This window comes from Paraclostridium dentum, from assembly GCF_048568265.1.
In the GTDB taxonomy this organism is placed as follows: domain Bacteria; phylum Bacillota; class Clostridia; order Peptostreptococcales; family Peptostreptococcaceae; genus Paraclostridium; species Paraclostridium dentum.
In genome coordinates this window covers 906,365-918,740 of sequence record NZ_CP183813.1, presented here as the reverse complement: position 1 = coordinate 918,740, position 12,376 = coordinate 906,365, and the positions used below count along the sequence as shown (strand labels likewise).

The following is a 12,376-nucleotide window of genomic DNA, read 5'->3' as shown; positions in this document are numbered from 1 at the left end:
ATGGTATAATATTAATTGTGGGGTATTTTACCAAATGCAAAAAGAGCTATCTTAAAAAGACAGCTCTTTCTTTATTATATTGAAACAGTAGCAGCTATTTTTTCCTCTGGAGACCCTTCGTATTTAGCTAACCACACTTTTCTTTCTAATTTTAATTTATTTGCAATTTTATCATACTCTTCTTTAGTGTAATAATTTCTTGGATTATATTTATTTATATCTATTCCATCTATTTTTGAAGGAATCATATAACCCCATTCTTCATCTTCTACCCAATCTATGTTATCTCTTGCTATTTCTTTCATTATAGTAGTAGATACTTTGATAGTTAATTTTTCACCATCAAAATCATCTTTAGCTCCAACACTTCCTGTATTTAGTATGAAACATTCCATATCAGGGTTGTTTTGTAATATTTCTCTAAGTTTTATACCTTCTTCTATTTCAGGTCCCATTATAAATGGATTTGTTCCAACACATCTTTTTGATTGACCTGCTTTTGTTGGGTCCCCTGCTGAAGTTTCTATAGACTCGCCTAACATAAATGTATCTAAAGCTTGTTTTGGATCTAACTTAACTACAGGAGGTACTACATCTTTTCTTCTAGTTATAAATATTATCTTATTTGCCTTTTCTAAATTAACAGTGTCATCTGTTGTATCTATTTCTTCTCTTAATATAACGCCTCTACCATTTGAAGTTAAACTTGTATCATAAAAATCTACTTTTCCATCTTCATAAACTTTAATATTCTCTAATGCTGCATTTTCACTAGTAGCGGCTTTATATAACACACTTTGTTGTTCTGGGTTTAATCCTTCAGTTTTTATATAGAATCCATTTTCAGTTCCTACGCAATATCCATTTTCATCCATGAACACAACGTCATCTTGTCTTACTATAGCTTTTTCTTCTCCAGTTAGTTCATGATCATGTATAGTTAATGTTGTTTTTCCTGTTCCACTTAGTCCAAACATTATGAAACCAACATCTTTTAATTTTTTGTTTTTATCATATACTCTAAGTACTTTACTACCTGCGTGGAATCCTAATCCTCCAGCTTGCTTTACCTTATACATAGCCATTCTTAAGAAAGATTTCTTAGATTCTCCAAAGTAGTCACTTCCTAGTATAAACGTAACGCCACTTTCTGGGTATGCAAACATTATTCTTTCTGGCCATTCTGGAACATATATACTTACTAAATCTGGATTTTCACTATCAGTTGGATTAAATAATGTATTGTTCCACATGTGAGCTATTCTTGCATATTTTTTAGATATATATAATCTACAGTTATATGAAAACTTATCACTCATACCCATTTTTCTATCTACTCTTATCATTTCTTTATCTTTTATATATTCAAATACTTTAGCTGCAATTTCATCAGCTTTAGCTTTACTTATTTCTTGTTGATCTACACCAGTTTTTATTTCATCAACTATATAAGTATTTTTAGCACTTCTACTTCTAACTTCACTTATATAACTAGCACTTTTAAACTCTGTTGTTTTTTCCATATCTTTTGCTAAATCTCTTAATTCTTTTCTAGTTGGATTTGCTATAACCTTTCCAAATAACCCATCATTTATATTATTTATACTAAACATACGTCCCCTCCACCTTCAATTAGTGTATCTTTTTTACATTATTAGTATATCATTTTTTCCAAAAATGTCTACTAATTTTACGTATTTTTTATATTCTTTCATACAATTTATTTTCTAACTATTATTTTACATAAAAAAAAGAGCCTATCCTTTAATAGACCCTTTACATATTAATACCTTAATTTTAAATAGTCAAACTAGGAACTATCATAAATATGGTTAAAAATAGCCCTATCCACCCTATAATAAATAAAACCCTAATATAAGCTCTCGTTTCCATTATTATCCTCCCTAATTCATTAGCGGCTGCATAATATCATTTGGAATTGTAAATTCAACTAATCCCATGTATCCTGGTGCTACTTCGTATTTATCAAAGCAAATAACAAGTTCTCCATCTTTGTTTATATAAAAATCTTGATTTTTATCTATAGATTTGAAATTTCCATCTCCCATTTCTTTATCATCTAACCAATATATTTTATTCTCATCTTGTTTCATTTGATTTTTCATTTGATCTTTTATATTATTGCTTATAACATCTATATATTTGTCATTTTTAAACATACCTTCTAGTGTTAATATAACCTGATTTTTCTTGTCTATATTATAGAATTTTCTTGTAGTGTTAGAAGAACCTTGTGCTTCATAATTGTATATTACTAAAGATAGTATTTTATCATTATCCGTTTTAACTTCATACCACGATTCTGCTGCTTTATGACCTGCTGAGTTAGAATCTTTTAAAGATTTAACCTCTTTTAGATATTGATCGTATAATTTTTTGCCTTCCGATTCAAATTCTTTATTTAATTTATACTCTAAATCTTTATTATCTAAACCTTCAATTTTTGGTACTTTTATAGATGCCTCGTATCCATCTTCTTTTATTTGATAATTAGAAAAGTTTATTATCTTTATTACACTGCCTATTACAGGTATTTCTTCTAAACTTTGTGCAAATGATTTATTTATATTAACTGCGCCTATAACAACACATACAGATGCTGCAGCTACTATCCATTTTTTATTAATCCTCTTATTTCTGTGTTTTGAATTTATAGCATCATTTACAACATCATTTAAATTTTCAGGTATTTTTATATCATCATAATTTTGTTTTAATTTTTTTATTTTATCTATATCCTTCATAAACTTCACTCCTTAATAATCTTCTGTTTTTATTTTTATCCTAAGTCTTCTAAGTCCAGTATAAAGTTTAGTTTTTATTGTATTTGTATTTTGTGATAGTATATTTGCTATCTCATCTATTTTCATATCTTCAAAGTATCTTAAAACTATAATAACTCTATATTCTTCTGGAAGTTTTTCTAATGCTCTTTGAAGATCTATATCCGTATATGTGTCATTTGAATTGTATTCATCAAATAACAACTCTTCTTCTAAAGTTACATACTTACTATTTTTTCTTATGTAGTCTATAGAACTATTTATTAAAATTTTATAAAACCATGGTTTAATAGCTTCTTCATCTTTAAGAGAATCTAATTTTGAAAGTGCTTTGCATATAGAATCATGTACTATATCTAATGCATCATCTTGATTTTTTACATAACTATATGCTACTTTATAAAAACTTTCTTGATTGTTTACTATATAGTCTTTAACTTTCTTTTCTTTAATTTTTTTATTTGAGCTCAATAATTTCATCTAAATCTATAGACCTCCTTTCACCTTACATATATATAGACGCTTTATACATACTAAAAAGTTTTAATTTTTTTAATTTAATATATAATTTCTTATTTAGCTTAGTTTTCATCAATAAAAAATTCGCTTCGCTCATGTCGCCAACGACTCCGTCCGTTGCTCAAAATGTCATTTTTTACTTTTATCAAGATATTGGTATCACTATATTACATAAGTTATCCACAAAAATTAGTTAAGTATAATTTCCTTAAGCGTAAAAAAAGTATCATTATCTAATGATACTCTAAAAAACTTCACTTTCATTTTTAATAGTTTTTCTAATTTTAATTTATAATATGCTAAGTGCTTTTTCTAAATCACATATTAAGTCATTATAATTTTCTAATCCTATAGAAAGTCTTATGCTTCCTAAACTAATTCCCATAGCATCAAACTTGTCCGGAGTCATCTCTTTTAAATAACTTATAGCCGGAGCATAAACTAAGCTTTCAAATCCTCCCCAACTTACACCTATGTAAAAATACTCTAATCTATTTACAAATGCTTTTATCTTATCAAGGTCTTTACAATCTAAATCTATAGCCATTAGTCCTGTATATCCATTCATTTGTTTTTTTCCTAATTCATATTGCTCAAAACTTTCAATTCCTGGATAATATACTTTTTTTACTTTTGGATGACTTTCTAAAAATTTTGCAACTTGTAGTGCATTTTCTTGATGTTTAGCTAATCTTATAGGCAATGTCCTTAAACTTCTCATTATTAGCCAAGCTTCGAATGGAGCTATTTTACCACCATATAAAGCATGTTCCTTTTCAAATATATCTTTTATATCTTTTTCACTTCCTATTATAACTCCCGCTACTATATCACTGTGTCCTCCTATATATTTAGAACAAGAGTGAACCTCTAAATCGATTCCCATTTTTAAAGGTTTTTGATATATAGGTGTAGCCCAAGTGTTATCTATAATAGTTTTTATATTATGTTCTTTTGCAAGTTTTGAAATTTCATTTATATCTTGTAAACTAAAAACTACACTTGAAGGGCTTTCTAAGTATATTAAACAAGTATTTTCTTTTATATTTTTACTAAACTCGTTTACATCTTTACCTGATATGTATGTAACTTCGATATTCATTTTTTCTTTTAAATAACTTCCCATAAAGTTGTTAGCTGGTCCATATATATTTTTTAATGTAATTATATGTCCATTTGGTTTTGCAAAGTGCATAATAGCAGAAGATATGGCAGCCATTCCTGATGTAAATAGCTTTGCTTTTTCTCCACCTGCCAATTTAGATAGCTTTTCTTCAACAATTGATACAGTAGGATTTTTTCCTCTTGTATAGATGCAATTATTTACAGGATCATCAAAAGCTCTATCTATAGAATCCCAGTCCTCAAAAGTAAATAAACTATTTTGATAAATAGGTGGTACTACTGCCCCTTGATAGTCTTTTTTGTCCTCCCCATAGTGCAAAAGCATAGTTTCATCGTAATTACTTTCTCTCATAAAACCCCTCCTAAACATACTTATTTATAGAGTTTGATACCTTTATGTGTATATCCTTTTTAAAAATTAAAAATAGCTGTATTTAGTCTATTTTATACTAATATACAGCTATTTTTATATTATATATCGCTATTTAAAATTTGTCTTGGCCATGATAGTAAATCCTTTTTAGCTATTTTAAGCCATTTTTCCTCTGGGAAATGTAAATCACAGAAGTAATTATGATAATTAGCTGTCCAAACATACTTATCCCAAACCACTATATTTGTTTTATGTTTATGTAGTAATTCTTCAAGTTTCTTTTTATGTCTAAACAATAGCTCTTGTTGAACTCTCTCAAATTCATAGTCATTACTGCACTCTGTATAATATTTAAATATAGTATTTAGGTAGTTCAAAAACCACTGCCCATCACTATCTATAAGTATCTTATTCTTTTGGGGAGCTACATCATAATAGTTTATATACTTTTGTAGTCTTTTTACAGTCTTGTCATCGAGTACAATTCTTGGATAACAAGATACTTTACTTTCTGTATTATGTGCATCAAGAAGAGCTGGCCCAAATACTATATCATCGTTTATATAAAAATCTCCAACACTAACGCCACCTCTTACAAATAAACCTTCTAAAGATAAGTTAAACTGATACTCTGAAACATTTTCTAATATCTCATCTAATTCTTCTTCTCCATCTCCATTTATAGGATATGCAACAACCATATTATCAGTAAATATTTTAATCTTTCCTTTACTATATTTATTAGGGATTATGCACTGTTTATTTTTATTTATAAGATAATTAATTTCTTTAAGTAGTTTATCTCCATATCCTTCTTCGCAAGAATCTACTATCATTTGAGAAAATCCTAATATGTCTATTGCACATACCATAGAGTTCACTAAACTCGGGTTATCCTTATCGTATATTTTCACACTCATTTACACACATCCTTAATTACTAATTATAGTTTCAATTTATTATACAATAATTTTAAATTTTCTAAAACTATTTACAAAAAATTTGCTTTGCTTGAGATACTTCAACCGTTGCTAAAGTGCAATCTATTGTTCTCACTAGGTTTAATAAATTATCAACAATTCCTTAGTGTGTGTAATTTTATTAAGCGTAAAAAAAGGAGAGTAATCACCTCTCCTTTTTTATCTATCCTACAACTTTTTCGTTTTTACTTTCTTTTAAACTATGTTTTTTCTCATACACTGTAAACAATACAAATCCTATCAATGCAAATACTAATGGTCCACCTACCATAGTTAATGTATCACCTACTCTTGCAGGAGAATCCATTAAAGGTTCTATAATAGTAAATACATTAGCGAATCCTACTATTCCAGTTACTATTATAGCTGATATAGTAGCACTAGCTTGAGTTTTAAACACAACATATTCCTTTGGTATTTCTCCCTTTAATTGCTTTTTCTTAAATGCTGGGAATGCTGCTGATAAGAACATATATGTTATAGTCATTGCAACATTTGTCATTAAAGTTAGTATTGTAAAGAATTGTTTTGCATTACTTCCACCAAAAGATACTAATAAAATAATACATATTACTATAATCGCTTGAACTTTCATAGCATTTACAGGCATACCATTTTTTAAGTCTCCTAATTTACCAGGCCATAACTCTTTTGGTGCTCCTTGTATTAAAGTTTTAAGCGGAGAATAAGTTAATGTAAAGAATGCTCCAGTTAATGCTAAGAACATTGAAAATCCAACAAATCTAGCAGTCCAAGCTCCCATAGTAAGAGCTATACTTTCAGATAATCCAAATCCTATTCCTACTTTGTATCCTAAATTTGCCATTAATACATATGTAGCATTTGCCATATTTACATTTTCTCCAGATAATACTTCACTCCAGTTAGTAAACATACCACATGCAAATATACCAATTGCGTATCCTACCGAAATAACTACTGCAGATATTGCAAGTCCTTTAGGGAACGTTTTTTCAGCATTTTCAGTTTGGTCGACAAGACCACCTAAAACTTCTAATCCTCCAAATGCAAATACTGCAAATGTTAGGAATGATAAAACAGGTACAAATCCTTGGTAATCAGGACTTGGTGATACAGTGAAAGCTTGAGCTGCATTACTTATAGGTTCTGCTAATTCCCCAGTTAAAACTACTACTAATATACCTCCAACTAATAAGACTATATTAAGTAGTGCAACAGCAGTTCCACCTATAGAAGTTATTTTACTTATTTTGTCAACTCCTTTAGTCGCTACAAATGTAACAACTGCTATCCATATCACACCTAATATTCCTAAAGTTTGAACTGATGTTAATCCGAATAAACTCCAACTTCCTGTAACATCTGTCCCAAATATAGCATTTGAAAGCGGTATCCATAAACTAGAAGAAACACTCACCATCCAAATTACATAAGAAGCGTACCACATAAATGTACCTATAAAAGCATACTTAGCTCCTATAGATTTTTCCATCCATGAATACATACCTCCACTCTCTTTTTTAAATGCAGATCCATATTCCGCCATCATAAATGCATATGGTATAAAGAATAGTACAGCACTTAATACGTACCATGGTATAGCTGCATATCCCATTAGGTAGAATGCTCTTGGCATGTTACCAAATCCAAATACCGATGTAAATATCATAAGTATTAATGGTACTAGCGTAAGCTTTTTGACATTATTATTGCTTGGTTGTGACATGTGAATCCCCCTTAAATATGATTTCTTTATTTTGACAAATTAATAACATTTCTGTCATTAATTTATCATCCCCTTATTTATTGTTAGATTATCATCATTATTTTTGCTTTTCAATAGATTTTAGCTTAATTTAAATATTGTGATTTTTTTTTCTATTCAAAAAAATCCGACATTTGAAAACATTTACTCAAAGCGTTTATATTTCAAATCCTCCTATTTTTTTATAATTTTATACTATATATAACTATTTTCATTGAAATGCTCATATTTTTTCTATTTTTCTACATATTTCTATGCCGAATTTTATATATTATTATTTTTTATTTTAATTTATAATGATTAAATTTTACTTTTGATTATTTTTAAAATTTTTTTATTTTTTTAAATACATAAGTACTCTGTTATTTTTCAATCAACTTTATTGTTTTTTGACTTACCTCCTTCAAATGTCTTTAAATTGAAGCTAAAAAATTTTTTTAGATTTTTTAGTTTTAATTTAATTATAAATTACATTTTTAAAATTTTTTTAATTTTTTTAAAATTCACTATTGCATTTTTTATCATTAACTCATATAATTATTTCTAACAAAAATAAATTTTAATGAGGAGATTAAATGAAAATGATTAATATAAACTTAACTAACAACTTACAATTTAATAAGTTTTATTTTAGCTATTATAGTTAAGTTTGTATTTATGATATAAATCGAAAATCATAGATACAAACGTAAAATTGTTTGTATCTATGATGGCTAAATTTAGCTTGTCCTTAGGCCACATAGATAATACTATGTGGCTTTTTTAATCCTAGGCAAAAAAGGCTGCATAGTATCCACTATGTGGCCTTTTTGCATATACTTTATAAATTATTAAGAAAAGAGGATTAATTATGAATAAAAATAAAGATATTTTAATAATAGGATTTGCTCTATTCTCGATGTTCTTTGGAGCAGGAAACTTGATATTCCCCCCATATATAGGTATTTCCTCTGGAAGTAGCTGGTTAATAAGCTTTTTAGGTTTCATATTAGCTGATGTTGGAATAATTTTATTATCAATAATTGCAATTTCTAAAGCTGGAAGCCTTCAAAATGTAATAGGTAGAGCTGGTAAGAAGTTCGGAATTAGCTTGGAGTTTTTAATGATGTTATGTCTTGGTCCTATATTGGTTATTCCAAGAACTGGAGCAACAACATTTGAAATGAGTATATTACCACTTGCAAAAAACTTTAACCCGGTTTTATTCTCTGTAATATTTTTCTCTATAACACTTTTACTTACAATAAAACCTACTAAAGTTATGGATATAATAGGTAAATTTTTAACTCCAATTTTATTGCTATCACTTGCATTTTTAATAGTAAAGGGCATAGTATCTCCTATAGGAAATTTAGAAGATGTTAATTCTTCAGATCTTTTTATAACAGGAGTTACTCAGGGATACCAAACAATGGATGCTCTAGGAATAGGTGGAATAGTAGCCTTAATTATGACTTCTCTTGTTAGTAAAGGTTATACAGATAAAAATGAAAATATATCACTAGCAATAAAATCTGCTTTAATAGCATGTGTTGGGCTTACAGTTGTTTACGGTGGGTTAACATTCCTAGGAGCTACAGCTTCTAGCTTATACGATACAAATATATCTCAAACAGCTTTACTTATAAATATTACTCATCAGTTATTAGGAAGTACTGGAACTATTATGTTAGCAGTTGTAGTTGGGTTTGCATGTCTTACGACTTCAATAGGTTTAACTTCTGTTACAGGTAAGTTTTTCGAAGATTTTACTAATAAAAAGTTAAAATACGAGCATATAGTTATATTCATTTGTATATTCAGTGCAATAGTTTCAAACTTTGGTGTTGATAAAATTATACAAATAGCAATTCCTATATTAAGTTTAATCTATCCTGTAACTATAGTTTTAGTAGTTATGAATATATTTAAAAAGATTATTCCTAATGATATGACATTAAAAGGTTCAGCTTATGCAACACTTTTAATAAGTTTACTTAATGTTATAGATAGCTTAGGATTAAGCATACAATTTGTTCATCAAATTCCACTTGCAAGCTTAGGATTTAACTGGATTTTACCAGCTATAATAGGAGCCATAGTATTTAGCTTCATTCCAACTAAATCAAAAGCTACTACTACCCATTCATCCCTTTAAAATAAAATAAGGGTAAGTTTTAAATAGATAGCAAAAGATAAATATATAAGTTTTAGCGACCTTCAAAGCATCTTTTCAACTTTGGAAGCAAAACTTATATATTTGTCTTAAGCTCCTTACTATTTAAAACTTACCCTTATATCTATTCTTATATTACTTCTATTGTATCTCCAGGTCTTACTTCTCCACCTTTGATAATTTTTGTAAATATACCTTCTCTAGGCATTACACAATCCCCTACTTGATTTTTTATAGCACATCCAGCATGACATTTTTTACCTATTTGAGTTACTTCTTGAATAGTATCTCCTACCTTAAGCTTAGTACCTACTGGTAATTTATATAAAACTATATCTTTTGTAGTTATGTTTTCAGCAAATTTTCCAGTACCTAGACCTTCTATTCCCATTTGTCTTATTTTTTCTATACTTTCATCTCCTAGTAAACTTACTTGTCTATGCCAGTTACCTGCATGAGCATCTCCTACTAACCCATGATCTTCCTTAAAAGTACCTACTTCTATTGGAGTTTTTATAACTCCTTTTTTCTCACTTATATTAATAGCTAATACAGTTCCTTTTTTATTCATGTCTTTTATACTCCCCACTTTTTCCACCTATTTTTTAGTAACGTCTATTTAAATCTACTTCATTTATAAATTTTTTTAAGTCTTCCTGATTATTTAAATTAATAAAAATATTTAAATCAAAATGATTTCTATTAAAATCATCTTCATTTAAATAAAAAATCGATTTATTATCTAAAAATCTATTTATAGATTTTTTCTCACTCACTAATAGAAATTTTTCTATATCTTCATATAAGCTTTTTTTATAAACCCCATGAAATGGTTCTGCAAATTTATCTAACTTAGTAATATAAATATCATATAATGTACTTATGTTTTCTTTCAAAAACTTAATATAATTGTTATCAACATTAGGCATATCACACGCTAAGAAGTAAACATATTCACTGCTAGCATTCTTAAGACCTGTATGTATTCCACTTAAAGGTCCACATTCTTTTATCTCATCTACAACAACTTTATAACTACAATCATTGTAAAATTCAGGTTTGTTTGTAACAATTATAATTTCATTAAAATTGTTTTCTAATTTATTGGCTAAATCATATATAAGCCTTTTTTCATCTATTACTAAAAACTGCTTATCAAATTTCATCCTACTACTCTTCCCACCAGCCAATATAACTGCACTTTTACATACGCTCATAATACCTTCCCTCCCAAAGCTAGTAAAACGCTTTAAAGGTCGCTAAAACTTACACCTCTACCATTCGCTATTCATTCTATTTTTTTGAGGTTTTTCTGCTTTTTATAATTTTATACTTTTCATTTCATACTTATCTAGTTGTTCTCTTAATATATCTTTGTCTATATTTATTTTTAGGTCATCTAAAGTTAAACCTACATCTATATCAGTTTTTATTGTTGCTAACTGTTTAGACATAAATGCATTGTCTTTTTCTGCAACTAACTTTTTCATAGGATTTCTTATTCCTAGTTCATTTTTCCAATCTGTTGCTTTTAACTTTAATCCTTTTTCATCTAATCCTTCTATATCTTTATATATATCTTCTAGTGTATTATATTTTTGAAGTAGCGGTATACTTGTTGTATCTCCTAATCCTTTTATACCTGGAATGTTATCTGAAGAATCTCCAGATATAGATTTATAGTCAATTATTTGATGAGGTTTTAATTTTTTAACTTTCTTTAATAAATCAACTGTATACTCAAATGTATTATTTGGTAAGTTACACTCTTTTAAGTTTATATCACAAGTTTTAGCTATATCAGTTGCTTTTGATGTATTCATCCATACAACTGTGTTGTGGTCAACTAATTGCAAATAATCTTCATCTTTAGTGTATAGCGCAACTGGAATTCGATCTTGGAATTGCTTTGACAAACTCCCTGCAAAGTCATCAGCTTCAAATACATTGCTATAGTCTTCACTTGGAGTTGAAATTAAAACCTTAACCCCTATAGTTTCAAGCATTTCTCTTAATAAATCATATTGTTCTTTTAAAGGAACTTCTATAGGTTTTCTTGTTCCTTTGTAATCATCATATATTAACTTTCTAAAAGTCATTCTAGTAGAATCTAGGCAAACTGCTAAGTGTGTAGGCTTTTGCTCTTTTATCATAGATAGCATAATTTGCATAAACCCAAAAACTCCATTTGTATATATTCCGTCTTTTGTTTGAAGTATCTTATCATAAAATTGTTCTTTTTCTTCAATTGTTTTAGCAAACATTATTTGTCTTGGAAGTCTTGCAAAGTAACTTGTACTAAGTAATGATGACCCATCTATAATAAGTAGTTTTTCTTTATTATTATCTTTATCTATTTTTAAATATTTAACTTTTTCACTTTCTTTTATTTCAATATTTTTAGTTTCCTTAACATCTTTTATTGTATCTATTTCTTCTTTTATATTATTAGCTTTTTTATTTTTCGTTCTAAAATCTGTATTTAATCTAGATCCAACATAACTATTAAGTCTTATATGATCTCCTCTAGATAATTCAGATTCTTTGATTTTTTCGTTAGCTTCTTTTTGTTCTAATAAATCAAATAAATCCATAATTCTCTCCTCTTTTTTAATGGTCATTAATCTCAATGTATTAATTATAACATATACATTTTATTATTTTGAAATTATA

10 protein-coding genes are annotated in these 12,376 nt (G+C 27.9%); 1 reads left to right on the top strand and 9 read right to left on the bottom strand.

Annotation, left to right across the window (positions count from 1 at the left end; all coding sequences use genetic code 11):
- Nucleotides 1-74: 74 nt before the first annotated feature.
- The 6 genes from ACN6I1_RS04050 to yjeM all read right to left on the bottom strand — a co-directional run bounded on the left by ACN6I1_RS04050 (nt 75) and on the right by yjeM (nt 7,509).
- Complete coding sequence (locus ACN6I1_RS04050) at nt 75-1,613, bottom strand: phosphoenolpyruvate carboxykinase (ATP) (protein ID WP_419742803.1); 1,539 nt, start codon at nt 1,611-1,613, stop codon at nt 75-77.
- A 291-nt stretch (nt 1,614-1,904) separates the two neighbouring features.
- A complete protein-coding gene (locus ACN6I1_RS04045) occupies nt 1,905-2,765 on the bottom strand; it encodes a DUF3298 domain-containing protein (protein ID WP_419742802.1) in 861 nt (286 codons plus the stop codon).
- Between the two features lie 12 nt (nt 2,766-2,777).
- Nucleotides 2,778-3,284 (bottom strand): RNA polymerase sigma factor, encoded by a 507-nt coding sequence (locus tag ACN6I1_RS04040; RefSeq protein ID WP_419742801.1) that lies wholly within the window; start codon nt 3,282-3,284, stop codon nt 2,778-2,780.
- Nucleotides 3,285-3,612: 328 nt separating this feature from the next.
- Nucleotides 3,613-4,800, bottom strand: coding sequence for a trans-sulfuration enzyme family protein (locus ACN6I1_RS04035; protein ID WP_419742800.1), 1,188 nt, complete (start codon nt 4,798-4,800; stop codon nt 3,613-3,615).
- Nucleotides 4,801-4,919: 119 nt separating this feature from the next.
- On the bottom strand, nt 4,920-5,741 hold the full coding sequence (locus ACN6I1_RS04030; protein WP_053831103.1) for a hypothetical protein: 822 nt from the start codon (nt 5,739-5,741) through the stop codon (nt 4,920-4,922).
- A 223-nt stretch (nt 5,742-5,964) separates the two neighbouring features.
- The gene (yjeM, locus tag ACN6I1_RS04025) at nt 5,965-7,509 is read right to left on the bottom strand and encodes a glutamate/gamma-aminobutyrate family transporter YjeM (protein WP_419742799.1); all 1,545 of its coding nucleotides are present in this window, start codon (nt 7,507-7,509) and stop codon (nt 5,965-5,967) included.
- A gap of 889 nt (nt 7,510-8,398) precedes the next feature.
- Between yjeM and brnQ the strand changes: the two genes are divergently transcribed.
- On the top strand, nt 8,399-9,685 hold the full coding sequence (gene brnQ / locus ACN6I1_RS04020; RefSeq protein WP_419742798.1) for a branched-chain amino acid transport system II carrier protein: 1,287 nt from the start codon (nt 8,399-8,401) through the stop codon (nt 9,683-9,685).
- 148 nt (nt 9,686-9,833) lie between these two features.
- Here brnQ and ACN6I1_RS04015 read toward each other — a convergent pair whose 3' ends face one another.
- The 3 genes from ACN6I1_RS04015 to ACN6I1_RS04005 all read right to left on the bottom strand — a co-directional run bounded on the left by ACN6I1_RS04015 (nt 9,834) and on the right by ACN6I1_RS04005 (nt 12,297).
- Nucleotides 9,834-10,274 carry an MOSC domain-containing protein gene (locus ACN6I1_RS04015; protein ID WP_419742797.1) on the bottom strand — a complete coding sequence of 147 codons (441 nt, stop codon included), beginning with the start codon at nt 10,272-10,274 and terminating at the stop codon, nt 9,834-9,836.
- A gap of 34 nt (nt 10,275-10,308) precedes the next feature.
- The gene (gene mobA, locus ACN6I1_RS04010; RefSeq protein WP_419742796.1) at nt 10,309-10,920 is read right to left on the bottom strand and encodes a molybdenum cofactor guanylyltransferase; all 612 of its coding nucleotides are present in this window, start codon (nt 10,918-10,920) and stop codon (nt 10,309-10,311) included.
- Nucleotides 10,921-11,022: 102 nt separating this feature from the next.
- Nucleotides 11,023-12,297, bottom strand: coding sequence for a 5'-3' exonuclease (locus tag ACN6I1_RS04005; protein WP_419742795.1), 1,275 nt, complete (start codon nt 12,295-12,297; stop codon nt 11,023-11,025).
- Between the last annotated feature and the right edge of the window lie 79 nt (nt 12,298-12,376).